We start from the raw sequence: 26,998 nt of genomic DNA on the forward strand, positions 1-26,998 counted from the left end.
ACATGACCATCCACACGCTCCTCGTCGCCAACCGGGGCGAGATCGCCTGCCGTGTCCTGCGCACCTGCCGTGCGCTGGGCATCGCCACCGTGGCCGTGTACTCCGACGCGGACGCCGGGGCCCTGCACGTACGGGAGGCCGACACCGCCGTACGCCTCCCCGGGTCCTCGTCCGCCGACACCTATCTGCGCGGCGACCTGGTGGTGGCCGCCGCGCTCGCGGCCGGGGCCGACGCCGTGCACCCGGGATACGGGTTCCTCTCCGAGAGCGCCCCCTTCGCCCAGGCCGTGCAGGACGCCGGACTGACCTGGGTCGGCCCGCCGGTCAAGGCGATCGAACTGATGGCGTCCAAGACCCGTGCCAAGGAACTGATGGCCGCCGCCGGGGTGCCGCTGCTGGCCCCGGTGGACCCGGCCGCCGCCACGGCCGAGGACCTTCCGCTGCTGCTGAAGGCGTCGGCGGGCGGCGGCGGCCGCGGCATGCGGATCGTGCGGGAGATCGGCGACCTGCCCGGGGAGCTGACGGCGGCGGCCGCCGAGGCCGCCGCCGCGTTCGGCGACGGAGAGGTCTTCGCCGAGCCGTACGTCGAACGCGGCCGGCACGTCGAGGTCCAGGTCATGGCCGACGACCGGGGCACGGTGTGGGCGCTGGGCACCCGGGACTGCTCCCTCCAGCGCCGCCACCAGAAGGTCGTCGAGGAGGCCCCCGCCCCTGGGCTCGACGACGCGCTGCGCGCCCGGCTGCACGACGCCGCCGTGGCCGCCGCGCAGGCGGTGGGCTACCGGGGGGCGGGCACCGTCGAGTTCCTCCTGTCGGCCGACGGCCGCCCGTACTTCCTGGAGATGAACACCCGGCTCCAGGTCGAACACCCCGTCACCGAGGAGGTGTTCGGGCTCGACCTGGTCGCCCTGCAACTGCGGGTCGCGGAGGGCGGACCGCTGCCCGCCGCCGCACCGCCCGAGCCGCGCGGGCACGCCGTCGAGGCCCGGCTGTACGCCGAGGACCCCGCCCGTGACTGGCAGCCGCAGACCGGAGCACTGCTCACGTTCGAGGTGCCGGACGAGCCGGGCCTGCGCCTGGACACCGGGTACACCGCGGGTGACACCGTCCCGGTGCACTACGACCCGATGCTCGCCAAGGTCGTCGCCCACGCCCCCACCCGCCCCGAGGCCGTACGCCTCCTCGCCCGCGCCCTCGAACGCGCCCGCATCCACGGCCCGGTCACCAACCGGGACCTGCTGGTCCGCTCCCTGCGCCACCCGGACTTCACCGGCGGCCACCCCGACACCGGCTTCTACGACCGCCACCTCGCCGCCCTGACCACCCCCGGCGACGAGTCCGCCCGCCGGCTCGCCGCCACCGCCGCCGCGCTCGCCCAGGCCGCCACCCGGCCCGCCACCGGCCCCGCCCGCTTCGGCGCCTGGCGCAACCTTGCCTCCGGACCCCAGGTCAGGAGCTACCGCGCCGAACCCGACGGCACCCCGTACGAGATCGCCTACCGGAGCGGGCGCTCCACGCTCCTCCCCGACACCGGCGAACGGGTCGTCACCGCCGCCCCGGACCACGTCACCCTCGAAACCGGCGGCCTCACCCACCACTTCGCCGTCACCACCCACGGCTCCCAGGTCCATGTGGACGGGGCCCGCGGCGCGTACACCTTCACCGCCCTGCCCCGCTTCACCGACCCCGCCGAACGCACCGAACCCGGCTCCCTGCTCGCCCCCATGCCCGGCACCGTCGTACGGCTCGCGGACGGCCTCGCGCCGGGCGCCGCCGTCGAGGCCGGGCAGCCGCTGATCTGGCTGGAGGCGATGAAGATGGAGCACCGCGTCCTCGCCCCCGCCTCCGGCACCCTCACCGCACTGCACGCCGCACCCGGCCACCAGGTCGAGGTCGGCGCACTGCTGGCCGTCGTCACGGATCCGGCCGCCACCGCACCGGCGGCCACCGATTCCGCCGCACCGGAGGAGAACGCATGAGCACCGTCCTCGAAACCGAAGAGCACCAGGCACTCCGCGACGCCGTCGCCGCCCTCGGCAAGCGCTACGGCCGCGACTACATGACCTCCGTGATCCGCGAGGGCTCCCACCCCCGCGAGCTGTGGACCGACGCCGCCGAGCTCGGCTACCTCGGCGTCAACCTCCCCGAGGAATACGGCGGCGGAGGCGGCGGCATGGCCGAACTCTCCATCGTCCTGGAAGAGCTGGGGGCCGCCGGATCGCCCCTGCTGATGATGGTCGTCTCACCCGCCATCTGCGGCACCGTCATCGCCCGCTTCGGCACCGAGGGCCAGAAGCGGCAGTGGCTGCCCGGCCTCGCCGACGGCACCACCACCATGGCCTTCGGCATCACCGAACCCGACGCCGGGTCCAACTCCCACCGCATCACCACCACCGCCCGCCGGGACGGCGGGGACTGGGTCCTCACCGGCCGCAAGGTCTTCGTCTCCGGGGTCGACATCGCCGACGCCACGCTCGTCGTCGGCCGCACCGAGGACGCCCGCACCGGCTCGCTCAAGCCCTGCCTCTTCATCGTCCCCCGCGAGACCCCCGGCTTCGGCCGCTCGCAGATCGACATGGAACTCCACGCCCCGGAGAAGCAGTTCGAGCTGGTCCTGGACGACGTACGGCTGCCCGCCGAAGCGCTCGTCGGCGACGAGGACGCCGGGCTGCTCCAACTGTTCGCCGGGCTCAACCCGGAGCGCATCATGACCGCCGCGTTCGGCATCGGGATGGGGCGGTACGCACTCGGCAAGGCCGTCGAGTACGCCCGTACCCGCCAGGTGTGGAAGGCGCCCATCGGCGCCCACCAGGCCATCGCGCACCCGCTCGCCACCGCCCACATCGACCTGGAACTGGCCCGCCTCATGATGCAGAAGGCGGCCCGGCTCTACGACGACGGCGACGACACCGGCGCCGGCGAAGCCGCCAACATGGCCAAGTACGCGGCGGGCGAGGCCTGTGTGAAGGCCGTCGACCAGGCCGTCCACACCCTCGGCGGCAACGGCCTCACCCGCGAGTACGGCCTCGCCTCCCTGATCACGGCCGCCCGCGTCGCCCGGATAGCACCCGTCAGCCGCGAAATGATCCTGAACTACGTCTCCCACCAGTCGCTGGGCCTGCCCAAGTCGTACTGAGTCCGGCGCACCGGCGCGTCCGGTCCGTCCGAGGCCCCCTCTCCGTACCGCCGGAGAGGAAGAGCCGACCTCCGCACCGCACGGCGACGACGACAGGGGACCACCATGGTGTTCCGCAGCGAGTACGCAGACGTCCCGGCCCTCGACACACCCATCCACGACGCCGTCCTCGGCCAGGCCACCGAACGGTTCGGCGACACCGTCGCCCTGATCGACGGCACCGACGGCACGAGCGTCACCTACGCCCAGCTCGACACCTTCCACCGGCGCATCGCCGCCCACCTCGCCGAGGCCGGCCTCCGCAAGGGCGACGTCCTCGCGCTGCACAGCCCCAACACGATCGCCTACCCCGCCGTCTTCTACGGCGCCACCCGCGCCGGAGCCGCCGTCACCACCGTCCACCCGCTCGCCACCGCCGAGGAGTTCGCCAAACAGCTCACCGACTCCACGGCCCGCTGGATCGTCACCGTCTCCCTCTTCCTGGACACCGCCCGGCAGGCAGCCGAACTCGCCGGCGGCGTCGAGCGGATCCTCGTCTGCGACCGGGCCGAGGGACACACCTCCGTCCTCGACATGCTCGGCTCCACCGCCCCCGAGCCCCGCATCACCTTCGACCCGGCCGAGGACGTCGCCGCCCTGCCCTACTCCTCCGGGACCACCGGCACCCCCAAGGGCGTCATGCTCACCCACCGCTCCATCGGCACCAACCTGGAGCAGCTGCGCCCCTTCATCCCGCTGGAACCGGGCGACACGATCCTCGCCGTCCTGCCCTTCTTCCACATCTACGGGCTGACCGCCCTGATGAACGTCCCACTGCGCTGCGGCGCCACCGTCGTCGTCCTGCCCCGTTTCGACCTCGAACAGTTCCTCCGAGCCGTCCAGGAACACCGCATCAGCGGACTGTACGTCGCCCCGCCCATCGTGCTGGCCCTCGCCAAGCACCCGGCGGTCGGCGCCTACGACCTCTCCTCGCTGCGGTACGTCGTCAGCGCCGCCGCCCCGCTGGACGCCGACCTCGCCGCCGCCTGCTCCGCCCGGCTCGGCCTGCCGCCGGTACGCCAGGCCTACGGGATGACGGAACTCTCGCCCGGCACCCACGTCGTACCGCTCGACGCCGAGAACCCGCCGCCAGGGGCGGTCGGGAAGCTGCTGCCCGGCACCGAGATGCGCATCGTCTCGCTGACCGACCCCGGTACCGACCTCGGTACCGGCGCCGACGGCGAGATCCTCATCAGGGGCCCGCAGGTGATGAAGGGTTACCTGGGCCGCCCCGACGCCACCGCCGCGATGATCGACCCCGACGGCTGGCTGCACACCGGCGACGTCGGCCGCGTCGACGAGGACGGCTGGCTGTACGTGGTGGACCGGGTGAAGGAACTGATCAAATACAAGGGCTACCAGGTCGCCCCAGCCGACCTGGAGGCCCTGCTGCTGACCCACGACGCCATCGCGGACGCGGCGGTCATCGGCGTACGCGACGACGACGGCAACGAGGTCCCCAAGGCGTACGTGGTCCGCCGCCAGGACACCGAGGACCTCACCGCCGACGCCGTCATGGCGTACGTCGCGGAACGCGCGGCCCCGTACAAGAAGGTGAGACAGGTGGAATTCATCGACTCCGTCCCCCGCGCGGTCTCGGGCAAGATCCTCCGCCGCGAACTGAGGGACCGGGAGAAGCAGTCATGACCCTCGCCCCACCCGCCCACGAGCGGGGCGTCACCACCCTCACCCTCGACTCACCGGCCAACCGCAACGCCCTCAGCGCCCGGCTCGTCGAAGAACTCGCCGACGCCCTCGACGCCTGCGCCGCCGACGACGCCGTACGGGCCGTCGTCCTCACCCACACCGGGAACACCTTCTGCGCGGGCGCCGACCTCACCGCGCCGCCCGACCCGCACGACCTCGTCGCCCTCATGCGGCGCGTCGTCGCCCTGCCCAAGCCCGTCGTCGCCCGGGTCACCGGGCACGTCCGGGCCGGCGGGCTCGGCCTCCTCGCGGCCTGCGACATCTCCGCCGCCGGACCGGACGCCTCCTTCGCCCTGACCGAATCCCGCCTCGGCCTCGCCCCCGCCGTCATCTCCCTGCCCCTGCTGCCCCGCCTCGACCCGCGCGCCGCCGCCCGCTACTACCTCACCGGTGAACGCTTCGACGCGACGGAGGCCGCCCGCATCGGACTCGTCTCCCTCGCCACGGCCGACGACGTGGACAAGGCACTCGTACCGGTCCTGGACGGACTGCGCCGGGCCTCGCCCCAGGGGCTGGCCGCATCGAAGGAGCTGGTCACCGCTACTGTGCTGGACGACTTCGACCAGCACTCCGAAGACCTCATCGCCCGCTCGGCGGCCCTGTTCGCCTCCGACGACGCACGCGAGGGGATGACGGCCTTCCTCGAACGACGGGACCCCGCATGGCGGCTGTGACACCCCCCAAGCAGGACCGCAGCCGAGCCACCCGCCAAGGGCTCCTCGAAGCGGCGGTGGCCTGCCTGGCCGAACACGGCTGGGCGGGCTCCACCGTCTCCGTCGTCGCCGAACGCGCCGGAGTCTCCCGCGGCGCCGCACAGCACCACTTCCCCACCCGCGAGGACCTGTTCACCGGCGCCGTCGAGTACGTCGCCGAGGAACGCTCCGCCGCCCTGCGCGCCCTGCCCGTCCAGGGCCGCGCCGAGGTCGTCGCCGCGCTCGTCGACCTCTACACCGGCCCCCTCTTCCGGGCCGCGCTCCAGCTGTGGGTCGCCGCCTCCAACGAGGAACAGCTCCGCCCCCGCGTCACCGAACTGGAAGCCCGGGTCGGCCGCGAGACCCACCGCATCGCCGTCGAACTCCTCGGCGCCGACGAGGAGCGCCCCGGAGTCCGCGAAACCGTCCAGGGCCTCCTCGACATGGCCCGCGGCCTGGGCCTCGCCAACCTCCTGACGGACGACACCGCCAGGCGGCACCGGGTCGTCGCACAGTGGGCGGGCCTGCTCGACGAGGCGCTGGGCTGAGCGGTTGCAGAGCTCGGAGAGTCCGAACGGAGCGTCACGACGCACGCTCAGCGTGACCTGAGCAGCTCCCGGACGTGGCCCGCGCGGGCACGGACGTCCGACTCGGCCAGACCGCCCGTGGGAAGGCCCGCGGGCACCGACGGGCCGGGCAGGCCACAGGAGCGGCAGAGGCCGTCGGGAAGGGCCTCCGGGCGACCGTGTACGCCGCACTTCGTGCACTCCGCCATCGTGCGGTGCACGGGTTCACCGGACGATGGCGGTGCGGCGGGCCGGGGCAGATGAGGCGGGATCTTGTCCTCGAGGCGCCTGCGGAGGAGACCGACGGGTGAATCGACCTGCGCGGGGAGCCCGGCGGTGAGGGCCTGCGTCAGGTAGTCGGTGCCGACGCCCCGGGCCAGCCACTCGGCAGCCCGTCCCTCCAGGACCGCGCAGTCGGCGGCGGAGAGAGCCAGACGGGGTTCGGTCCGGCCGAGCTGTGCCAGGGCCAGGTAGGCGGGCGAGGGCGAATCGGCAGCCGGTCCCGGCTTCGGGGCCCGCTGCTGCGGTACGGCCACCGCTGCGGACGGGGTCTCCTCCTCCGCAGGCACCCAAGGCGGCGGCGGGGGCGCGGCGGCGGACGGTGTGCCTCCGCGACCCTCGGTGACGAGGTGGGAGGCCCACCACTCGTTGTCGCGGGCCGTACGGGACCAGAAGGTGCGGAAGACCCAGCGGACCTGGTCGCCCTCACCGACCAGGCACCGCACGCGCCGCAGATACCCGGCGACGGACAGCGCCTTCAGGGCCGAGCCGACCGCCTGCTGGCCGTAGAGCGGTAGCTGCTTGGCCAAGCTCTTCACGTCCATGGCCGCGCCGTCCGGGAGGTGGTCGATGAACCCGGCGATGCACCGCTCCCGTGCGGGCAGGATCGCGAAGTCCTCCGCGCGAGCAGGGAGCTGGTCCGGCATGGACCGCTTGCCGTAACCGGGATTGGCCATCGGATACGGAGGGGAGAGTGCGGGCGCGCAGGGGGCGGCACTAGGGCTTGTTTCGAAAGTAGCGCCGTACGCCCGGAGGGCGGGTCCGACGGCGTCTGGTGCGTGCGATCGCAAGGCGGAGGGTCGCCCCGATACTGGATGTATCGGGGCGATCCCGACAACGCAGCGAGCGTGCGTGCCAGGCGTCGCCGGACAGGCGGGACTTTCGAAACAAGCCCTAGGGTGCTGGGTAGCCACGGGATCGCTCTTTCGATCTTGGGGTGAGACCCCGGCCGGTGCTACAACACCGCGTCGGGGTCGTTCGTTTGGTCGCACCGTAAGCAGCCGTGACACTTCGCTGCAAGCCGGTCACGATTAGTCATACTTGCAGGCCGTGGCGGGTAAGGGAGGTGGGGGAGGTTTTCCCACCCTTCTTTTTCCTACCGGTTGTAAGAAGGCGCTCGGATCTCGGAGCCCGTGTCCCGACGCCCGGATCCCGAAGCTCAGGCTTCGGGCCCGGCCCTCTCCCCGTACACCCGGAAGAGTGAACCGGGCATCCCCGGCGCTCGGGTCCCGAGGCTCGGGACCCGAGCCACGGGACCCGCAAAACCCAACGCCTGTTCGTCCCGGGCCCCTGGACTCGATCTCTCATCGTGATCTGCGCAAGGCGGGGTGGGGACAACCGTGGATGACCGGCTTCGAGAACTGGCGAAGGCATCGCCGAACTTCGGGGTGCTGTACCAGCATCAGCCCCTCCTGGCGTTGTACGGAGCCCTGGCCGAGCTCAACGGCTTCAGCAACTCGACCGCGGCCCAGGTCCAGGCCGGGCAGTTCGGTGACGTCCTGGCCCAGGAGTTGGTCACACGCACGGGACTCCGGGTGGCGGGGGACCGCCAGGTCGACCGGCTGAGGGCACTCACCGACACCGGGGCGCTCACCCCGGAAAGTGGCGCGCGGCGATCGACAGAGGACAGACGGACAGGGCACGCGCCACCGTCCGCATCGCGTGGGACAGGCCGTTGGCCGACGTACTGGCTTCGATGTTCCACCAGGCCACCGCGGACTGCACTCCGGCTGGGAAGGGGAACGGCCGTGCCGTCGGCTGCCGCCGCCCAGCCGATCAGCGGTTGTTGCTTGGGCGGTAGACGCTGAGGTCGCCGTAGGCCGACAGGACGCCGGCCAGGTCACCGGGTTTGTCCCGCAGGGTGGTGTCCAGGAAGGCGAGAGTGGTTGCGGCGACGACGCGGGGGCTCTCGGTGCGGCCCAAAGAGCCGACTATCGAGGGCACAGGCGGCAGGTACAGGGGGCCGTCCATGAAGGTGAGGTGTGCGGCGCCGGGGATGGTGAGCCGGTAGCTCGTCGCGGTGTTGAGCTTGAGGGCCTTGGTGAGGCGGGGCATGTAGTGCGGGTCGGTTGCGGGGGTGATGGCCTGGGTGAGCGCGAGCGTCGGCTGGTGGAGGGAGGGGGAGGTGGGGCCGTGGGGGTAGCCGTCCAGATCGATGACGGCGTCGAACCGGTGGTCCTGCCGGGCTGCCTGCAGGGCGGCGGCACCACCCATGGAGTGGCCGGTGACCGCGACCCGGCCAGTGTCCAGGCGTCCGGTCAGCGGGCCGGCGATCTCACCTCGGCCCAGACGGTCCAGCTGAGTGAGGACGAAGCTGAGGTCGGCGCCCCGAACAGTCGTCCAACCGGCCGCCAGCTTGTTGTCCTTGTCCCGGTCGCCGGTGGAGGTGGTCTTGGTGTGAATCGTTCGGCCGTCGGTGAGGACGACGGCGGCGGAGTCGTACGGGTGGTCGAGGGCGGCGACCAGATAGCCGTGGCTGGCCAGCTCCTCCGCCCAGGCGGTGTTCTGGGTGCGTACTCCGCCCGATCCCGGAGAGAACAGCACGACCGGGAAGCGTCCGCCCCCGTCGGCCACCGGGGCGTTGAAGACCGAACGGGTGTGGGCACGTGGGATGCCGTCGACCAGGAAGCCAGGCAGGCCGACCGCGCGGGCGAGGGCCTCGGAGACGGTGCGCGCCTCGTGCTCCGTGCGTCCGAGGCACTGGGCCCGCTGCGTGCCTGCGGGGCTCTTCTGCGCGGGGTACCAGAGCTGGACCACGACCGTGCGCCGGTCGTGCGGATCGGCGGTGAAGGTCTCGGGGCGGCGTGGGTCGGTCCACTGCACCACGCGGGTGCCGACCGCGAAACGGCCTGACGGCTCGGGGAACACGGGTACGGGAAAGGCCCAGGCGGCCACCGGACCTGTGGCGATCAGGCCGACGCAGGCCACCGACCCGGGCAAGGCCAGCCACCACCGGGCCCGCCACGTCGGCCGGCCGGTATGGCGTCGCAGCAGGGGAGAGAGGGCGAACGGCAACGCGACGACAGTGCCTGCCAGTACTGGCAGCAGCTGCCAGCGGATGCCCACCACGCTCAGCACGATCGCGGACAGCACGAACACTGCCCCCGCCGCGATCGTGACGCGTGGGCGGACGGCAGGGGGAAGCCAGCGCGCCACCACCAGCGCGACGGCACCCAGCAAGACAAGGACTTCCAGAAGGGACATGTGCAGTCCCATGATGTTCTCGGTCACCCGGCCATGCTCGGCGCGGGGCACGCGCTGCCACATCGCCCTTGGGTCGCCATCGTGTACAGCCGGAGTCGCAATCCGAGGCACGCCCATGTGAGAGGCCTTGCGACCGTGGGGGGTGGCCGGGCTCCTCCTGTGGTCGTACTTCCGCGCGATTCCTTCAGACGGTGGACTCATGCGTGCCGCTGGATCGCGGCCTACCGTGACAGGGCTGCGGTACGTGCGGGCGGCGCGGGTCTTACGCTCCCGTACCCGACCCGGCTCCGGCTGTACGCGGTGGCGGCCCCGGCTGGGGCCACTGTGACGCTGAAATCGACAGGGACGTGTGATGACCGAGGCGGCCGCAGAAACCGGTAGTGCCCACCCGTTGCGCTACCGGGACCGGGTGCTGCGGGCTAGGGCTTGTTTCGAAAGTAGCGCCGTCCGCCCGGAGGGCGGGGCCGGCGGCGTCTGGTGCGTGCGATCGCAAGGCGGAGGGTCGCCCCGATACTGGATGTATCGGGGCGATACCGACAACGCAGCGAGCGTGCGTGCCAGGCGTCGCCGGACAGGCGGGACTTTCGAAACAAGCCCTAGGACAGCCGTACGGCTGACGAGGTACGCCGACCTGGCCTCCGCACGAGCGGCGCGACCGATGAGAGCCGCCCGGCGCTGGGGCTCCCGGCTGCCGCCCATGGTGTGGGACTCGCTGCTACCGGCGCTGCTCCTGATCAACATCATGACCACGCGCGCGCCGCAAGAGCTCCCGGTGGCCGTGGCCCTCACCGCCGCCCTCGCACTGCCCCTGGTGTGGCGACGCCGGGCCCCGCTCACGGTGTTCGGCGCCGTGGCAGCCGCGGCCTTCGTCCAGTGGCTGATGGACGTCCAACTGCCGGCGGACATCGCCTTGCTGGTGGCTCTCTACACGGCGGCCGCGAACTCGGGCCGGCGCGGCACGCTTGTCGCCGGTGCCATCGTGGAGGGCGGGGCCCTGCTGGCCTGCCTGCGCTGGGCGACGGAAGGCGCGTTCCTGACCCCCTTCGTCGCGGTGACCGCGATGGTCGTCGCCGCCGCCGTCCTGGGTGTGAATGTGCGGACCACACGCGCCTACCTCGCGGCCTTGGAGGAACGCGCCGCACACATGGAGCAACAACAAGACCAGCAGGCGTGGCTGGCCGTCGCCGAGGAAAGGACACGTATCACCCGGGAGATGCACGACATCGTCACCCACAACCTGTCCGTCATGGTCGCGCTCACCGACGCCGCCGTGTACGCACAGCACAGGTGCCCCGCCAAGGCCACCACCGCGATGCTCCAAATCTCCGAGACCGGCCGGCAGGCCCTGACCGACATGCGACGCTCCTTGGGCATCCTGCGGACCGACGAACCGGACGCGGAGCGCCACCCGCTGCCCGGCATCGCACAACTGGCAGCCCTCGCCGACCAGATGTGCGCCGCCGGGCTGCCGACCCGCGTCGAGGTCCAGGGCGGCCACACTCACATACCCGCCACTGCACAACTGACCGTCTACCGCCTGGTACAGGAAGCCTTGACCAACACCCTCAAGCACACACCCCCCGGCACACACGCGAAGGTCCGGATACGGTGCTCGACCGAGACCGTCACAGTGGACGTCACCGACAGCGGCCCCCGCCCGCCACTTCCCGGCGCCACACCATCCGGCCACGGCATCCCCGGCATGAGCGAGCGCGCGGCCGCCTACGGGGGGACGTTGCAGGCCGGACCGCTCCCGGGCGGCGGCTGGGGAGTCCACACCCGCCTCGACCTCGGCAGAAGCGGAGCAGCATCCGCATGACGATCCGCATCCTGATCGCCGACGACGAAGCGCTGCTCCGTATGGCCTTCAGCACGGTCCTGGAGACCCAGCCCGACATGGCACCGGTCGGCGAAGCCGCAGACGGCGTCCAGGCCATACGCCTCGCCCGGGACCTGCGCCCCGACGTCGTCCTCATGGACGTCCGGATGCCCGGGACCGACGGGATCGAGGCAACCCGACAGGTCATTCGCATCTCCCCGCAGAGCAGAGTACTGATCCTCACCACCTTCGACCTCGACGAGTACGCCTTCACCGCACTCAAAGCCGGAGCCTCGGGCTTCCTGCTGAAAAACACCAGGCCCGAGGAGCTGCTCACCGCGATACGCAGCGTGGCAGCGGGCGACGCGGTGGTCTCCCCGCGCATCACCCGTCGCCTGCTGGAGAACCTCCGCCCACACATCCCCGACGGCAGCAGCGCCGACCGCGACGAGTGGCTGAGCCGACTCAGCGCCCGCGAGCGCGAGGTGCTCATCAAGGTGGGCTGCGGCCTGTCCAACACCGAGATCGCGGCCACCCTGTACCTGGCGGAGGCGACCGTGAAGTCCCACCTGGGGCGAATCCTGCAAAAGCTCGAACTCCGCGACCGGATACAGGCCGTGATCTTCGCCTACGAAAGCCGCCTCATCCACCCGGCATGAGGTCGGCAGGGAGCGATTCGACGCCGAGTTCGCCAAGGCGGTCAAGGGCACCGGCATCGAGCCGCGCGCTCTCCGGGAGCGGACCACGACCGCCGCGAAGCGGTTGAGCAAGGCGGCAGCCCGCAAGCCGATCAGCGCCCTGGCAGGTACCTGATCTGTTCAGCATCGTCTGACCCGTGCTCACCCGGCGGCCTGACTGAGCCTCATACCCAAGGCGGTCCGGCCCCGGAGTCATAGGTGGTGACTCCGGGGCCGGACCGGGCGCGTATCCGGTCCAGGCGGATGGTGTGGTTCGAGACTGGCTGGAGCGGCCCGTAGTCCGCCGCGGTGTTCGTCCGCCACAGCCGGGCGTCGGAGATGTCGGCGATCCTCGGTGAGAACTGGTAGCCGCAGATCGCGAACAGGCCGAAGACGATGTCGGAGTAGGACGCGGTGTCGGTGATGACGGTCTCCGGCTTCGGGCCGCCGTCGCGGGCGTGGATGGCGTCCAGGATGAACAGTGAGTCGCGCAGCGTGCCCGGCACGACCACCCCGCCCAGGCCCATCACCTGGTCGTTTACGACGTTCAACCACGTTGCGCCCTTGTGCCGCAGACCGAAATAGCGCGGGTTCGAACCCGCGTACAGGGTCTGGACGGGGACGGTGAACCGTACGCCGTCGGCGGAGGCGACCAGGCCGCCGCCCCACGCCCGTACGACGTCGATCTTCGCCTGCGCCTCGATGAACAGGCCGTTCGCCGCCGAGATGTTCTCCGCCCGGAAGTAGCCCTGGTCGACCTGGACCAGACGGCCACGGGTGAGCGCCGGGACGCCCGGCTTGATGACCGGGGTGAACCCGACGTTGCAGGCCTCCGACAGCAGCACCGCGCACAGGCTGGTGGCAAAGCCCTCCATGTGGGAGTCCGCGCCGGAGATGTGTGTGAACACCTCCTCAATGCCGGTCAGTTCGGCGACCTCCAGCAGCAGTTCGGGGAAGTCGACCTTCGGCAGCATGCCGTTGACCATGTGACGGAACGGCGGCATGAGCTTGGGTTCCTCGGCCTTGCCGAGCTTGCAGCTTCAGCTTCCCGCCCACCACCTCCAGCGCCGTGTTGCCCGGCAGCCCGGCAGCGACCTGGACGTACGCCGCGTGCAGGGCGGAGGCCAGTTCGGCGAGGTGTCCGGCGGGCTCGCTTCCCAGACCGAGCGCGGTGAGCACCTTCGGCTCGGCGGCCGTCCACCTGGCCCCGGCCAGCAGCTTGGCGCGCGTATCGCCCCAGCGGTCACCGTCCCTGGCGAATACGTCCCGTCGGCGCAGCGAGCGGTGCAGGTGCTCCAGGACGCAGAACGAGTACGCGGCTTTGTCGACCACGCCGTGCGGCAGGCTGGGGTTGGCGAACACCAGCCGCCGCCACGAGCCGGTCACCAGGTCGGAGGCGACCTCCTCGGCGCCGACCTTCTTGCGGCCGATCAGTTCCGGCAGAGCTTTGAGTGCCTTCACGACCGGGGCGCCGGCCTCGACCGCGCCGAAGTCGATGACCTCGACCAGCAGGCGGATGAAACCGCGCACCGTGCCGTACCGGGCGACCAGTTCGGCCCGCCACTCCGCGTCGTCGTCCCCGTCGGCGTCCGGGACCGCCGCGGCGATCGTGGCGAGCGCCTCGGCCAGCTGCTCGCGTGGCACGACCTGCTCGATCGCCGACCACGCGTCGACCACGGAGACGAGTTCGCCGGTGTCGGTCGCGGGCGGGGTCGTCATCAGCACGTCGACCGCCGCGGCGACCTTCTTCGCTGCCTTCCGCAGCTGGGGCAGGGCCTTGAGCTTGGCGTCGTTGCCCATCCGCTCGGCCTTCGCGAGCAGCTTGGTGGCCATCAGCGCGTGCAGCAGATCGAGCGCGTCGTCCACCGTCGCCGTCTCCAGATGCCGCACCGTCGCCAGCAGCGTGGCGGTCTGCCTGGTGACCTCCAGCCGCTTCAGCGTCGGCGCCTTCGAGGTCAGCCCGTACCGGGCCAGCCCGGTCATCCGCGCGGCCGGGACCCGTCCGGCGTCCACCGCGCCGGCGCCCAGGCCCCGGACCTCACGCGCACGGTCCAGGGCGAGTTCCATGGCCCTGCCCGACACGCGCATCGGGCCCAGCCGCAGCCGTTCCAGCTCCGACACCCGCTTCTTCTCCGGTACTTCGAGCAGCCGGATCATCTCGGTGCGCAGGTCGTACGGGACCGCCTCGTACAGCGCGGCATGCAGCCGGTCGTTCTCCTCCGACCGTACGGCGGCCACCATCCGGGCCAGCCTCGTGACCCCGGGCAACAGCACCCGGTTGTTCACCAGCCACACCACCGCCCGGTCGAACAGGGCACGAGGCCCCTCCAACGACGACCACACTCGCGCCGCCAGGAACTCCTTCAGCTCCGCCTCACCTGCGGCGAAGTCCCGGTATCTGTACTCGTCGCGGATCTCCCACGCATGTTCGTACACCGTCTGCGAGCGCGCCCCGTACTCGGCGAAATGCTCGCCGCCGCCGCCGAGCTGTTCGGCGACGAACCGCACCACGGCGGCTGGCACCACGGTGGGGTCCTCAGTCAGGAAGGTCCCGAGCATCCGTACCGCTGGGCGCTGACAGAGCCTCGGGCGCAGCTCGTTGGGCGCATTCGACCGGCGCTCATGGCTGGAGACGGCTCAGCGGGCCGGTGCCCGAGAGCACACCGCTCCCGGGCACCGGCCCGCTCCGTCAGCCGCCTTGGCCCGCGAGCTGGTCGTACCCCGCGATCTCCCGGGGGTCCCGCGCACCCGGGCCGACGTACGTCGCCGTGGGTCGCACCAGGCGGCCCGTCCGCTTCTGCTCCAGGATGTGCGCCGACCAGCCCGCCGTACGGGCGCAGCTGAACATCGACGTGAACATGTGCGCCGGGACCTCCGCGAAGTCCAGCACGATCGCCGCCCAGAACTCGACGTTCGTCGCCAGCACCCGGTCCGGGCGGCGGGCGTGCAGCTCCTCCAGCGCGGCCTTCTCCAGAGCCTCGGCCACCTCGAAGCGCGGCGCGGCCAGCTCCTTCGCCGTACGCCGCAGGACCCGCGCCCGGGGGTCCTCGGCCCGGTAGACCCGGTGGCCGAAGCCCATCAGCCGCTCACCCTGGTCCAGCGCCCGCTTCACGTACGCCGTGGCGTCCCCGGTCCGCTCGATCTCCTCGATCATGCCGAGGACGCGCGACGGGGCGCCGCCGTGCAGCGGACCCGACATCGCGCCGACCGCACCGGAGAGCGCCGCCGCCACGTCCGCGCCGGTCGAGGCGATGACCCGGGCCGTGAAGGTGGAGGCGTTCATGCCGTGCTCGGCGGCCGACGTCCAGTAGGCGTCGACGGCCTTGACGTGCTTGGGGTCCGGCTCACCGCGCCAGCGGATCATGAACCGCTCGACCACGGACCGCGCCTTGTCGATCTCGCTCTGCGGGACCATCGGCAGCCCCTGGCCGCGCGCCGACTGCGCGACGTACGAGAGCGCCATGACGGCGGCCCGCGCCAGGTCGTCGCGCGCGGTCTCCTCGTCGATGTCCAGGAGCGGCTTGAGACCCCACACCGGCGCCAGCATCGCCAGCGCGGACTGCACGTCGACCCGGATGTCACCGGAGTGGACGGGGATGGGGAAGGGCTCGGCGGGCGGCAGGCCCGGGTCGAACGCCCCGTCCACCAGGAGACCCCAGACATGGCCGAACGACACGTGACCGACGAGGTCCTCGATGTCGACGCCGCGGTAGCGGAGCGAGCCGCCTTCCTTGTCGGGTTCGGCGATCTCCGTCTCGAACGCGACGACTCCTTCAAGTCCGGGTACGAAATCGGACATCAGGCGGCTCCCTCGGCTCGGCGGCTGTGTGCGGGCCCATCAGGTCCCTCGGGCCTGCCACGATACTGGCGGGTACGCACGGTGCGGGGAAGGGTGACGTCAGGCACAGACTCCGCGATCAGGTCCGTGGCGGCGGCGGACCGGTGCCGCACCGGCCGGAATCCCGCCCCTCACCGGCGGGCGCCGCCCCACGCTGCGGCAGGATGGCCCCGTGCCCACAGCTGACGCCACTCCGTCTTCCGCCTCCGAGCGCGCCTCTGCCTCCGATTGCACCACCGATCCCGCCGCGATGCGCGAGCAGTACCGTTCCGAGGACTTCACCGAGAAGGACCTCGCCGCGGACCCCATGGACCAGTTCGCCCAGTGGTTCCGCGAGGTCGCGGCCGGCGGGATGCTCCACGAGCCCAACGCGATGGTGGTCTCCACGGCCACCCCGGAGGGCCGGCCGTCCTCCCGCACGGTGCTGCTCAAGCACTACGACGACCGCGGCTTCGTCTTCTTCACGAACTACGGCTCCCGCAAGGGCCGCGAGCTGACCGCGAACCCGTACGTCTCGCTGCTCTTCCCCTGGCACCCGCTGGCCCGCCAGGTCGTCGTCACGGGATCCGCCGCGCGCGTCGGCAGGGACGAGACGGTCGCGTACTTCCGCACCCGGCCGCACGGTTCCCAGCTGGGGGCCTGGGCGAGCGAACAGTCGACGGTCGTCGGCTCACGCGAGGAGCTGGTCCGGCGCTACGAGGAACTGGCCGCCCGCTACCCGGAGGGCGAGAAGGTCCCGGCGCCCCCGCAGTGGGGCGGCTTCCGCGTCGTCCCGGAGACGATCGAATTCTGGCAGGGCCACGAGAACCGGCTGCACGACCGGCTGCGGTACGTCCGCGAGGGCGCGGACTGGCGGGTGGAACGGCTCTGCCCGTAGGGCACGGGGCCCGCGTGCCCCACGCCCCGGGTTCCCGCGTGTCCGGAGCACCGGCCCCGGACACGCAGAAACCCGCAGGCTCTGGTCCCTCCTTGCGGAGGAGCCGGCCGGACTTACCGGCGAGCCTGCGGGTCGGTGACTGCTTGGGTTTCGGCAGACAGCCTGCCGAGGTGCACGGTGTGCGACGACGGGCTGTCAGCCCGCAGCCACCTCACGAATCCGATAAGACTGCACTTTTCGGATCACCTCCTTTCAGCGTGTGACCACAGACTAGGCACTGGTTTCCGGGGGACACAAGCGATTTGTCGGGGAGCGGGTGGACACCTGATTTCCGGGAAGTGGCTGTGGGGTGGCCCACCTTCGAGTTCAATGGTCTGACGTGCGGTAAAGGCAGAATTCGCCTTGCGGGAGGTGCGGAGTGAGTGCTTCCAGGAGCAGTGGGGTCGCCGACGCGATCGGGCCCGAGGAGGGGCCCGGCCCCGAGGGCGCCGTGCTGCTCGCGGCGCTGCTCGACGGGATGGACGCCGCGCTCTGTGCCTTCGACGCGGGAGGCACCGTCACCCACTGGAACCGCGAGGCCGAGCGGATCCTCGGCTGGAGCGCCGCGGAGGCCGTCGGGCGCCGCGGTTTCGCGGGGTGGGCGGTGCGCAGCGCGGACGCCGAGGACGTGCAGCGGCGGCTGATGTCGGCCATGGACGCCCCGGGGCGCCAGGTGCACGAGTTCGCGCTGCTGCGCAAGGACGGCGGCCGGGTCCTGGTGCGGACCCAGTCGTCCGGGGTGCGCGGCCCGGACGGCGCTCCCGCCGGGGTCTACTGCGCGTTCAGCGAGGTGCACGCCCAGATCGACCTGGAGCGGTCCATCGCGCTGAGTGAGGCGCTGCTCGACGACGCGTCCTGGGGTGTGGTCCTGGTCGACGTCGACCTGCGGCCCACCGTCGTCAACTCCTACGCGGCCCGGACACTGGGTGCCGGGCGTACGGCGCTGCTGGGGCGCCCGCTGGGCGAGCTGATCGTGCAGGGGGTCGAGGAGCTCCAGGGCGCGCTCCAGCACGTGCTGGCCGAGGGCGCGCCGCCCGCGCCGGCCGAGCTGTGGGTGACGGTGCGGACCGCCGAGGGCGACCGGCGCCGGTGCTGGCGCAGCGGATTCCTCCGGCTGGTCTCGCCGCTGGCCGAAGAACCGGTTCCGCTGGGAGTGGGCTGGCTGTTCCGGGACGTGACCGAGGCCAAGCTGGCGGAGCAGGAGGCCGACCGGCTCCGTTTCCGGTCCAACCAGCTGCACCGGGCCGCCCGGCAGGCGGCCGAGTGCCAGGACCCCATGGAGGCGGCGACCTCCTCGCTGGACTACGCCCTGGCCGGCTTCGCCGACCACGTGCTGGTGGACGTGTTCGCGGGCGAGCGGCTGGTACGGGCCGCGGCGACACCGTCCGACGCGCCGGGCCCCTGCCTGCCCGTGTCCGGCGGCTCGATCCCGGTGCGGTACGCGGCGGGGCACCCGGCGCTCCAGGCGGTGGAGCGTACGGGGGCGGTCCGTACCAGCGCCCGGGCCGGTGCGGGAGAGACCTGGGCGCTGGAGCGCCAGTGGCCCGGGGACGCGGTGCACGCCCTGTGCGTGGTGCTGCGGAGCCGTGGGCGGACGCTCGGGGTGGTGACGTTCCTGCGCGCCGCGAACCGCAGCGCCTTCGAGCGGCCGGACGCGCTGTACGCGGAGAGCGTGGCGGCCCGGGTCGCCTCGGCGGTGGACCTGGCCCAGCTGACGGGCCGGGACGCCCTCTGACGGGCCGGCCCCTCAGGGGCCGCCGGGTGCGGCTCAGTGGCGGTAGAAGATCCGGTCCCCGTACTCCCGCATCACGCGCCCGTTCCACTCGTGTCCGCCGTCCACGTTGCCCGACCGCAGCAGCGGCGGCTCGATGCCCCGGGCGACCAGCTCCTCCGCGGCGGTGGCCATCATCGCCTGCATCAGGGCGCTGGTGACGACCGTCGACGCGGGCGCGAACGGCGCCTCGACCCCGGCCGTGGTCAGCTCCGCGTCGCCGATGGCGATCTTGCTGTCGAGGACGATGTCGCAGTGGTCCCGAAGGAAGCCCCCCGAGACGTGCCGGGACCGGGTGCCCGTCGCGTACGCGACCGAGGTGACGCCGATGACGGTGAGCCCCAGCGCCCGGGCGTTCTGCGCCATCTCCACGGGCAGCGCGTTGCGCCCCGACAGGGAGATGATCACCAGGAGGTCGCCGGACCGGGCGGGGCTGGAGTCGAGCACCGCGCCGGCCAGCCCGTCCACCCGCTCCAGCGCCGAGCCCAGCGTGGCCGGCATGACGTCGACGCCGACGGTGCCCGGCACGGCGAGCAGGTTCATCAGGGCCAGCCCGCCCGCGCGGTAGACGACGTCCTGCGCCGCCAGTGAGGAGTGGCCGGCGCCGAAGGCGAAGAGCCGCCCGCCCGCGGCGACCGTGTCGGCGATCGCGGCTCCCGCCGCGGCGACGGCCTCGGCCTCCTCGTCGCGCACACGCTCCAGCAGGCCGATCGCTGCGTCGAAGAACTGACCGGCGAGCTTGGTGTCGCTCATCGAGGAACCCTTTCCAACGGGGGCCGGGGTGGCATGCCGCCGATCACGTTGCGGTGAGGAGCGGTGACCTGTCAATACCGCCCGGGCCCTTCACCGAGGCCCGGTGGCGACGGGGCGGCACGGTTGTCGGTGGTATGCGTCAGAATTGGTGGAGGGCCATCGCACGACGACTTCATGTCACAGCATCGAGGGGCACGTATGTCCGGACTGATCGACACAACGGAGATGTATCTCCGCACCATCCTCGAGCTCGAAGAGGAAGGCGTGGTCCCGATGCGCGCCCGGATCGCCGAACGGCTGGACCAGAGCGGTCCGACCGTCAGCCAGACGGTGGCGCGCATGGAGCGGGACGGGCTGGTCCTGATCGCCGGGGACCGGCATCTGGAGCTGACCGACGAGGGGCGCCGCCTGGCGACACGGGTGATGCGCAAGCACCGGCTCGCCGAGTGCCTGCTCGTCGACGTGATCGGCCTGGAGTGGGAGCAGGTGCACGCCGAGGCGTGTCGCTGGGAGCACGTGATGAGCGAGGCCGTGGAGCGCCGGGTGCTGGAGCTGCTGCGCCACCCGACGGAGTCTCCGTACGGCAACCCGATCCCGGGGCTGGAGGAGCTGGGCGAGCAGGCCGAGGCCGACCCGTTCCTGGACGAGGGCATGGTCAGCCTGGCCGACCTCGACCCGGGGGCGGAGGGCAAGACCGTGGTGGTGCGCAGGATCGGCGAGCCGATCCAGACCGACGCCCAGCTGATGTACACGCTGCGGCGGGCGGGCGTGCAGCCCGGCTCGGTGGTCAGCGTGACGGAGTCGGCCGGCGGTGTGCTGGTCGGTTCCAGCGGAGAGGCCGCGGAGCTGCAGGCCGATGTGGCCTCGCACGTCTTCGTCGCCAAGCGCTGACAGGACGGCCCGCCGCGCCCCGGGCAGCTCACCGCGCCCGGGGCACCCGGTGACGGCACGCCCGTCCCGGCGGGCCCGGTGATCGCTCACCGGGGTTCGCGGGCCGTCGCACGAGGACGGAGGACATCGGCGCCGACGTGGGGCTCCCGCGTCGGCGCCGATGTGCGTCCGTGCGCCGGACGAGCGCCCTTGCGCCCCGGCCGCCCGCTTCGGCCCGCCCTTTCACCTGCGGGGATCGTGGGGCGTCCGCGCGGCTGCAAATGCGGATGCACGTGCAGAAGTGGGCGGGTACGGGCCGCTTTCTGTTTTCCGTCCGGAATCGCAGCGCCCGGGCGAAACGCGTGCCAGGCTGTGGCCAGGCATATGACCTGAGGGCGCCGGCAGGCCTGCCGGGCGGTCGGGGAGGGAGCGGGGAATGCGCCCGTCGCGCTGGCCTGTGCGCCGCACAGCGGCCGCCGTGCTCCGTACGGCCCCCGGGGGCGCACGGGGCGGGCCGGTCCGCCCTCGCGCGGGCGGACGGATCGCCTCCCGGACGACGGACGGCCCCGGCGCCCGAAGGTGCCGGGGCTCGACCTCCCCTGCGCTGACCTGGAGCCCCGAGCTCTCGAGGTCAGTGACCGCGGACCCTTGTCCCCGAGTGATCCGCTGCCTGGAGAAGATCTCCCCCCGGCGACGGCCGCCAATCCTGGAGCGGTGTCACTCGAAGGTGGGGTGTTACGAGCCGGAACGCCTTTTTCGAATAAAGGTTCGATAGCCTGGCGCAGGCGACCACACGGTGATCGAGGACCAGAAGGGGGTGCCAGAACCTATGGTGCGGCGCGTTGATGTGACCGGGTCCGACGGGCTACGCCTGTCGGCCTGGGAGTTCGCCGACCCGCCGAAGGGGCGAGCGGAGGCCGAGCAGGCGCCCGGGGTCTTACTGCTCCACGGCCTGATGGGGCGTGCCGCGCACTGGACGTCCACCGCCCGCTGGCTCTCCGAGCGCCACCGGCCGGTCGGCCTCGACCAGCGCGGTCACGGCCGCAGCGCGAAGCCCGCCGAGGGCCCGTTCACCCGTGACGCGTACGTCGCCGACGTGGAGGCCGCGATCGAACAGCTCGGCCTCGCCCCCGTCACCCTCATCGGACACGCGATGGGCGCCCTCACCGCCTGGCAGCTGGCAGCCAAGCGCCCCGACCTCGTCGAGGGCCTGGTGGTCTGCGACATGCGCGCGTCCGCGCTGGGCGCGGCCTCGCAGCGGGAGTGGGAGGACTGGTTCGCCACCTGGCCGGTGCCCTTCGCCACCCTCGCCGACGTCCGGAAGTGGTTCGGCGAGGACGACCCCTGGGTCGAGCGCCCCAATCCGTCCCGCGGCGAGTTCTTCGCCGAGGTGATGGCCGAGGGCCCCGACGGCTGGCGCCCCGTCTTCTCCCGGCGCCAGATGCTGGAGTCCCGCGCCACCTGGGTCTACGACGCCCACTGGGAGGAGCTGGCGCAGGTGCGCTGCCCCACCCTGGTGCTGCGCGGACTCGACGGCGAGCTGGGCCGGGCCGAGGCGCAGGAGATGGTCCGCGTCCTGCCGCGCGGGCAGTACGCGGAGGTGGCCGACGCCGGGCACCTGGTCCACTACGACCGGCCGGAGGGCTGGCGCGCCGCGGTCGAGCCCTTCCTGGACCGGCTCGCCGAGGAGCGCCACGACGACCGGGAGGCGGTCAGCCCACCGGCCGTCCCCTGACCGCCCGGACCGGTCCTGGCCCGGCGGCCCTCAGCCCTTGCTGACCGCGGCCAGGATCTCCGGCAGCCGTTCCGCGGTGCGCGGAGCGGCCAGCCGTACGCCCAGCCACCCGATGAGCGTCCCGTAGGCCGCCCCCACCGGCAGCAGCAGCCACAACCAGCCCTGGTGACCGGCCAGATGCAGCCAGATCGTCAGCGCGATCACGGGCGCGCTCAGCAGCGCGGACGCCAGCAGACCGCCGAAGATGGAGATCCAGGCGATCCCGGCCTGTCCCGGCGCCACGTTCTTGAACGCGCCGTCCTGCGGGATCGAGTACGGGAACAGGGCCGAGGCCAGCGCACCCGTCGCCAGCATCCCGCCCAGCAGCGCGAACGACAGCCCCACCACCCCGGGCAGGGCCGCCCAGTCCCCGAGCACCGCCGCCGTCACCACGGAGACCAGGACCGTGTACGGCAGGACGAACAGCAGCAGCGCCAAGGCGCGCGCCCGCAGTTCCAGACAGGCGTCCCGGGCCGAGGACACCGTCATCGCCACCATCCAGAAGGCGGAGGTGTCCTGCCCGAATTGGTTGTACATCTGCATGCCGAGCATCCCGGCCGCGAAGCACGCGAAGTACACCGAGCCGACACCCTGCACCGCGTTGAGCACCGGCACGATCAGGCCGATGGCCAGCGCCGTCACCCAGGCCGCCTTGGTCTTCGGGTCCCGCGCGACGTACCGCAGGCTCCGCTCCATCACCGTTCCCGTGCGCCCCTCGGGGAACAGCGCGAAGAACCCGGAGCGCTCCGTCCCGGACCGGCGGCGTGACGGTCCGGCCGCCGCGACCGTGGAGCCGTCCGGCTGCGACATCAGCCGGTCCAGGCTCCGGTGCCACAGCCACAGCAGGACTCCCAGGGCGAGGACCGAGACCGCCAACCGGCCGGCGGCCACGCCGTACGACCCGTCGGAGGCCGACCCCACCGCGCCGAGCGCCGAGGCCGCGGGCAGCCAGCCCACCACGTCCGCCGCCGGCTCCAGCGCGGACAGCCCGCCCGCCTGACTCAGCCGCTGCGTACCGAAGTTGACGAACTGGATGCCCACCGCGATCACCAGCCCGCTGAGCACCGCGAGGTCGCGGCCCTTGCGCGAGGTCAGCAGCCGGGTGTTGGCCGTGGTGACCCACCTCGCCAGCGCCACACAGACCAGCAGCGACAGCGGAGCGGCGACGACCCCGATCAGTACGGCCACCGCCCCGTGCGCGACGGCGATCACCGACCCGACCGCCAGGGCCACCGTGAAGAGCGGCCCGATCCCGACCAGCGAGGACACCAGCAGCGCGCCGATCAGCGGACGCGGCCGGAGCGGCAGCATCACCAGCCGGCTCGGGTCCAGGGTCTCGTCGCCGCTCGGGAAGAACAGCGGCATCACCGCCCAGCCGAGCGCCATCACCCCCATCAGCAGCACCGCGAGGGTCTGCGCCTGCGCGTGGCCGCGCAGCAGCACCAGCCCCGCCACCTGACCGGCGGCCAGCAGCAGCGTGACGACGAGGGAGCTGACGTACGCCGCCTTCCGCCCCGACGACTGCCGCAGCCCGTTGCGCAACAGCGACAGCTTCAACCGTACGAAGACGGGGACGAGGCCCTGCGCCCCGGCGGCCGGGACCGCGGGCCCCGCCGACGCGTCCAGCGCGCTCATCGGGTGCCGCCCAGCCAGTCCAGGGAGCCGCCGGTCTCCCGGCCGCCCGCACCGACCAGTTCCAGGAAGGCGCTCTGCAGCGACGGCGCGTCACCGCGCACCTCGGCGAGCGTGCCCTGTGCCCGGATGCGGCCCGCCGCCATCACGGCCACCCAGTCGCAGAGCGACTCGACGAGCTCCATCACATGGCTGGAGAAGACCACCGTCGCGCCGGAGCGGGTGTAGCGCTCCAGTACCTCACGGATGATCTGCGCCGAGACCGGGTCCACCCCTTCGAACGGCTCGTCCAGGAAGAGCACTTCGGGGTTGTGCAGCAGCGCGGCCGCGAGCCCGATCTTCTTCCGCATACCGGTCGAGTAGTCCACGACGAGCTTGTGCTGCGACCCCGCCAGATCGAGCACGTCCAGCAGCTGGGTGGCCCGCTTGTCCACCTCCGCGCCCGGCAGCCCGCGCAACCTGCCCATGTAGGCGAGCAGTTCACGCCCCGAGAGCCGTTCGAAGAGGCGCAGCCCCTCCGGGAGCACCCCGATGCGCGACTTCACCTCCACCGGATCGCGCCACACGTCGTGACCGCGGACCTCGACACGCCCCATGTCGGGCCTGAGCAGTCCGGTCACCATCGACAGCGTCGTGGTCTTGCCCGCCCCGTTCGGGCCCACCAGGCCGATGAACCTGCCCGCGGGCAGCTCCAGGTCGATCCCGGCGACCGCCACCTGGTCACCGAACCGCTTCCACAGCCCCTCGACCCGCACCGCGGGCACCGTCGCGTCCGTCCTGTCCGTGCTCGCTGCGTGTTCCGGCATCGCACTGCCTTTCGAAGTCCCCGTCATGGGGACCAGCCTACGAAAGGCGCTCCCGGGCGTCGGCGGCCTCGCGCGCGCAGGCGTAGGCGAGCGGGCTGATCAGCTCGTCCACGTCCGGCAGCCAGCGGTTGGCCTGGCTCGGCCGGCGCGCCCACTGCACGGCCCCGCGCCCGCCGACCCGGGTGGGCGGGCCGACGACGTAGTGCCCCTCGCCCCGGCCGACCAGGCCGAGCGCCCCGGCGTCCCAGCCCAGCCCGCTCACCAGGCCGGGGGCCTTGGCGGACGCGCCGGGCAGGACGAGGAACAGCATCCTGCGGTCCGGGGTGCGGGTGACCGGGCCGAGGGGGAGCCCCATCCGCTCCATCCGCGCCAGCGCCAGGAAACCGGCCGACTCCGGTACGTCCAGCGCGTCGAAGGCCCGTCCGGCCGGGAGCAGCACCGAGGAACCCGGCCGGTCGGACCACATCCGGCGGGCGGCGGCCCCACTGCCGGTCGCCTGGCCCATCCAGTCGGGCCGGGTCGGGTGGGCTCCGGGCGCGGCGCAGCCGGCGTCCCCGCACGAGCAGCGCTCGGCGCCCTCCACCACGTCCAGCCAGGTGCCGGGGACCACGTCCCAGTGCCGTTCCTCCGCGTACCAGGCCGCGGCTTCGAGCAGTTGCTCACCTCGCTGCCGGGGGACCCGTACGGCCTGCGCGACTTCCGTCACTCCTGCGATGCGCTCTTCCACGTCCAGCACAACTTCCGCCGCCATCCGGGGTTACGGGCGCACGGTCGCCGGTCACGGCGCACCGGGCCCCCACGCGGGGCGCACGGGTGCACTGACGGGGGCGCGCATGAGGCGGTGCCCCGAAGTGCGGGTAGCCACATGCACGACTGTGTGCACACGCTCAAGGTGGTACCCAATGATGATGAATATGCGCATTTCTTGCGCCAACGCCGGGCAGTGATCCCTTCCTTGATCACTGCGCTCCCAGGGGGAAACATGGCAGCCAGGCCTCTCGTCGCACGCCAGCCGAACGAACGGCTCCAGACGCTGATCCAGGAGGCGGGGTGCTCCAACGCGGGCCTCGCCCGACGCGTCAACATGGTCGGGACCGAGCGGGGGCTCGACCTCCGTTACGACAAGACCTCCGTGGCCCGCTGGCTGCGGGGGCAGCAACCGCGCGGCAGGGCCCCCGGCATCATCGCCGAGGCGCTCGGCCGCAAGCTCGGGCGCACGGTCACGATCGACGAGATCGGCATGGCCAACGGCAAGAGCCTCGCCTCGGGCGTGGGCCTGCAGTTCGCCCCCACGGTGCTCGGCGCGATCGAGCAGGTCTGCGAGTTGTGGCGCAGCGACGTGGGCCGTCGCGATCTGCTCTCGGGCTCGGCGGTGGCCGCGTCGGCCCTGGTGGAGCCCAGCCGTGACTGGCTGATCTCCGGGGCCGACCCGCAGGTGGCGCGGACGGCCGGGGCCAGGGTCGGACCGGCGGACGTGGAGGCGGTGCGGGCGATGACCGCCGCGCTCGTCGACCTGGACCACCGCTTCGGCAGCGGCCATGTGCGGCCCGTGCTGGTGCACTACCTCAACAGCGTGGTCTCCGGGCTCCTTTCGGGGGCGTACCGCGAATCGACCGGCCGGGACCTGTTCGCCGCCGTCGCCCGGCTCACCGAACTCGCCGGGTACATGGCGGTCGACACCGGCCAGCCCGGCCTGGCCCAGCGGTACTACATCCAGGCGCTGCGCCTGGCCCAGGCCGCCGGCGACCGGGCGTACGGCGGTTATGTGCTGGCCGCGTCCATGAGCCATCTCGCCGCCCAGCTGGGCAACCCGCGGGAGATCGCGCAGCTGGCACGGGCCGCGCAGGAGGGCGCCCGGGGGAGGGTGACACCGAGGGCGGAGGCGATGTTCCACGCCGCCGAGGCGCGGGGGCACGCGCTGATGGGGGACGCCCGCACCTGCGAGGTGGTGGCCGGCCGGGCCGTGGACGCGCTGGAGCGGGCGGATCCGAAGACCGGTGACGACCCGTCCTGGATCGCCCACTTCGACGCGGGCTACCTCGCCGACGAGCTGGCGCACTGTCACCGCGACCTGGGCCAGGCCGAACCGGCCGCGCGCCGGGCCAAGGAGGCGCTGGCGGCCCTGCCGGAGTCCCGGACGCGGCGCCGGGGGATCGGTCTGGTGCTGCTGGCGACTGCACAGGTCCAGCAGCGCGAGGTGGAGCAGGCGTGCCACACGGGGCTGCGGGCGATGGAGCTGCTGGGAACGGTGCGTTCCAGCCGGGGCGCCGAGTACCTCGACGACCTCCAGCAGCGCCTCGCGCCGTACGGGGATCAGCCCGCGGTCCGGGAGTTCGACGCCCGGCTCGAACTGCAGGCCGCCTGAACGGCCGTGCGAGCCACCGTGATCAGCGCCGCGGGGGCGCTGCGTGTTACCCGCCGTGTGAAGGGTCGGTGAGCGCACCTGGGCGCTTGGCGCGGGGTGGCGTACACCCGGTAGCGTGAGCCGACGATTCCGTAGGTTGACATGTAGGAGTCCC

21 protein-coding genes are annotated in these 26,998 nt (G+C 72.4%); 12 read left to right on the top strand and 9 right to left on the bottom strand.

Annotated features, from left to right (window positions below):
• Positions 1 to 2 precede the first annotated feature (2 nt).
• The 5 genes from SACTE_RS19000 to SACTE_RS19020 all read left to right on the top strand — a co-directional run bounded on the left by SACTE_RS19000 (position 3) and on the right by SACTE_RS19020 (position 6,122).
• A complete protein-coding gene (locus tag SACTE_RS19000; RefSeq protein WP_014047640.1) occupies positions 3 to 1,979 on the top strand; it encodes a biotin carboxylase N-terminal domain-containing protein in 1,977 nt (658 codons plus the stop codon).
• On the top strand, positions 1,976 to 3,136 hold the full coding sequence (locus SACTE_RS19005) for an acyl-CoA dehydrogenase family protein (protein ID WP_014047641.1): 1,161 nt from the start codon (positions 1,976 to 1,978) through the stop codon (positions 3,134 to 3,136). Before SACTE_RS19000 ends, SACTE_RS19005 begins: the two co-directional genes overlap by 4 nt.
• A 105-nt stretch (positions 3,137 to 3,241) precedes the next feature.
• A complete protein-coding gene (locus tag SACTE_RS19010; RefSeq protein ID WP_014047642.1) occupies positions 3,242 to 4,822 on the top strand; it encodes a 4-coumarate--CoA ligase family protein in 1,581 nt (526 codons plus the stop codon).
• Complete coding sequence (locus tag SACTE_RS19015; RefSeq protein ID WP_014047643.1) at positions 4,819 to 5,556, top strand: enoyl-CoA hydratase family protein; 738 nt, start codon at positions 4,819 to 4,821, stop codon at positions 5,554 to 5,556. The genes SACTE_RS19010 and SACTE_RS19015 overlap by 4 nt, the downstream gene beginning before the upstream one ends.
• A complete protein-coding gene (locus SACTE_RS19020) occupies positions 5,544 to 6,122 on the top strand; it encodes a TetR/AcrR family transcriptional regulator (RefSeq protein ID WP_014047644.1) in 579 nt (192 codons plus the stop codon). Before SACTE_RS19015 ends, SACTE_RS19020 begins: the two co-directional genes overlap by 13 nt.
• A gap of 47 nt (positions 6,123 to 6,169) precedes the next feature.
• On the opposite strand, the gene SACTE_RS19025 is transcribed toward SACTE_RS19020, so the two are convergent.
• Positions 6,170 to 7,096 carry a hypothetical protein gene (locus SACTE_RS19025; RefSeq protein WP_014047645.1) on the bottom strand — a complete coding sequence of 309 codons (927 nt, stop codon included), beginning with the start codon at positions 7,094 to 7,096 and terminating at the stop codon, positions 6,170 to 6,172.
• Between the two features lie 1,099 nt (positions 7,097 to 8,195).
• Positions 8,196 to 9,686 (bottom strand): dienelactone hydrolase family protein, encoded by a 1,491-nt coding sequence (locus SACTE_RS19030; RefSeq protein ID WP_014047646.1) that lies wholly within the window; start codon positions 9,684 to 9,686, stop codon positions 8,196 to 8,198.
• Between the two features lie 595 nt (positions 9,687 to 10,281).
• Between SACTE_RS19030 and SACTE_RS19035 the strand changes: the two genes are divergently transcribed.
• Positions 10,282 to 11,442, top strand: a complete 1,161-nt coding sequence (locus tag SACTE_RS19035; RefSeq protein WP_014047647.1) for a histidine kinase — start codon at positions 10,282 to 10,284, stop codon at positions 11,440 to 11,442.
• Complete coding sequence (locus SACTE_RS19040) at positions 11,439 to 12,101, top strand: response regulator transcription factor (protein WP_014047648.1); 663 nt, start codon at positions 11,439 to 11,441, stop codon at positions 12,099 to 12,101. The genes SACTE_RS19035 and SACTE_RS19040 overlap by 4 nt, the downstream gene beginning before the upstream one ends.
• Before the next feature lie 203 nt (positions 12,102 to 12,304).
• Here the strand turns inward: SACTE_RS19040 and SACTE_RS32600 are convergent, their stop codons facing one another.
• The 3 genes from SACTE_RS32600 to SACTE_RS19050 form a co-directional block, all read right to left on the bottom strand.
• Positions 12,305 to 13,093, bottom strand: a complete 789-nt coding sequence (locus SACTE_RS32600; RefSeq protein WP_157839237.1) for a Tn3 family transposase — start codon at positions 13,091 to 13,093, stop codon at positions 12,305 to 12,307.
• Positions 13,032 to 14,678 carry a DUF4158 domain-containing protein gene (locus SACTE_RS19045; protein ID WP_050986373.1) on the bottom strand — a complete coding sequence of 549 codons (1,647 nt, stop codon included), beginning with the start codon at positions 14,676 to 14,678 and terminating at the stop codon, positions 13,032 to 13,034. Before SACTE_RS19045 ends, SACTE_RS32600 begins: the two co-directional genes overlap by 62 nt.
• A gap of 130 nt (positions 14,679 to 14,808) precedes the next feature.
• A complete protein-coding gene (locus SACTE_RS19050) occupies positions 14,809 to 15,918 on the bottom strand; it encodes a citrate synthase 2 (RefSeq protein WP_014047649.1) in 1,110 nt (369 codons plus the stop codon).
• 289 nt (positions 15,919 to 16,207) lie between these two features.
• Between SACTE_RS19050 and pdxH the strand changes: the two genes are divergently transcribed.
• Positions 16,208 to 16,834: a pyridoxamine 5'-phosphate oxidase gene (gene pdxH / locus SACTE_RS19055; RefSeq protein ID WP_019993366.1), complete on the top strand. Its 627-nt coding sequence runs from the start codon at positions 16,208 to 16,210 to the stop codon at positions 16,832 to 16,834.
• Positions 16,835 to 17,252: 418 nt separating this feature from the next.
• Positions 17,253 to 18,608 (top strand): PAS domain S-box protein, encoded by a 1,356-nt coding sequence (locus SACTE_RS19060; protein WP_014047651.1) that lies wholly within the window; start codon positions 17,253 to 17,255, stop codon positions 18,606 to 18,608.
• Between the two features lie 33 nt (positions 18,609 to 18,641).
• Here the strand turns inward: SACTE_RS19060 and SACTE_RS19065 are convergent, their stop codons facing one another.
• Positions 18,642 to 19,397: an SIS domain-containing protein gene (locus SACTE_RS19065; protein WP_014047652.1), complete on the bottom strand. Its 756-nt coding sequence runs from the start codon at positions 19,395 to 19,397 to the stop codon at positions 18,642 to 18,644.
• Positions 19,398 to 19,595: 198 nt separating this feature from the next.
• Here SACTE_RS19065 and SACTE_RS19070 point away from each other — a divergent pair, with 198 nt between their 5' ends.
• Both SACTE_RS19070 and SACTE_RS19075 read left to right on the top strand, forming a co-directional pair.
• Positions 19,596 to 20,288 carry a metal-dependent transcriptional regulator gene (locus SACTE_RS19070; RefSeq protein ID WP_014047653.1) on the top strand — a complete coding sequence of 231 codons (693 nt, stop codon included), beginning with the start codon at positions 19,596 to 19,598 and terminating at the stop codon, positions 20,286 to 20,288.
• A gap of 808 nt (positions 20,289 to 21,096) precedes the next feature.
• The gene (locus tag SACTE_RS19075; RefSeq protein ID WP_026359142.1) at positions 21,097 to 22,002 is read left to right on the top strand and encodes an alpha/beta hydrolase; all 906 of its coding nucleotides are present in this window, start codon (positions 21,097 to 21,099) and stop codon (positions 22,000 to 22,002) included.
• 30 nt (positions 22,003 to 22,032) lie between these two features.
• Here SACTE_RS19075 and SACTE_RS19080 read toward each other — a convergent pair whose 3' ends face one another.
• Genes SACTE_RS19080 through SACTE_RS19090 form a run of 3 tightly spaced genes read right to left on the bottom strand, consistent with a single transcriptional unit; the run spans position 22,033 to position 25,230 of the window.
• The gene (locus tag SACTE_RS19080; protein ID WP_014047655.1) at positions 22,033 to 23,676 is read right to left on the bottom strand and encodes a hypothetical protein; all 1,644 of its coding nucleotides are present in this window, start codon (positions 23,674 to 23,676) and stop codon (positions 22,033 to 22,035) included.
• The gene (locus SACTE_RS19085) at positions 23,673 to 24,479 is read right to left on the bottom strand and encodes an ABC transporter ATP-binding protein (RefSeq protein ID WP_014047656.1); all 807 of its coding nucleotides are present in this window, start codon (positions 24,477 to 24,479) and stop codon (positions 23,673 to 23,675) included. Before SACTE_RS19085 ends, SACTE_RS19080 begins: the two co-directional genes overlap by 4 nt.
• Positions 24,480 to 24,516: 37 nt before the next feature.
• Complete coding sequence (locus tag SACTE_RS19090) at positions 24,517 to 25,230, bottom strand: bifunctional DNA primase/polymerase (protein ID WP_014047657.1); 714 nt, start codon at positions 25,228 to 25,230, stop codon at positions 24,517 to 24,519.
• A gap of 231 nt (positions 25,231 to 25,461) precedes the next feature.
• On the opposite strand from SACTE_RS19090, the gene SACTE_RS19095 reads away from it, so the two are divergent.
• A complete protein-coding gene (locus SACTE_RS19095) occupies positions 25,462 to 26,844 on the top strand; it encodes a hypothetical protein (protein ID WP_014047658.1) in 1,383 nt (460 codons plus the stop codon).
• The last annotated feature ends 154 nt before the right edge of the window (positions 26,845 to 26,998 follow it).

It is taken from the genome of Streptomyces sp. SirexAA-E, from assembly GCF_000177195.2.
GTDB classification, from domain to species: Bacteria; Actinomycetota; Actinomycetes; order Streptomycetales; family Streptomycetaceae; genus Streptomyces; species Streptomyces flavovirens.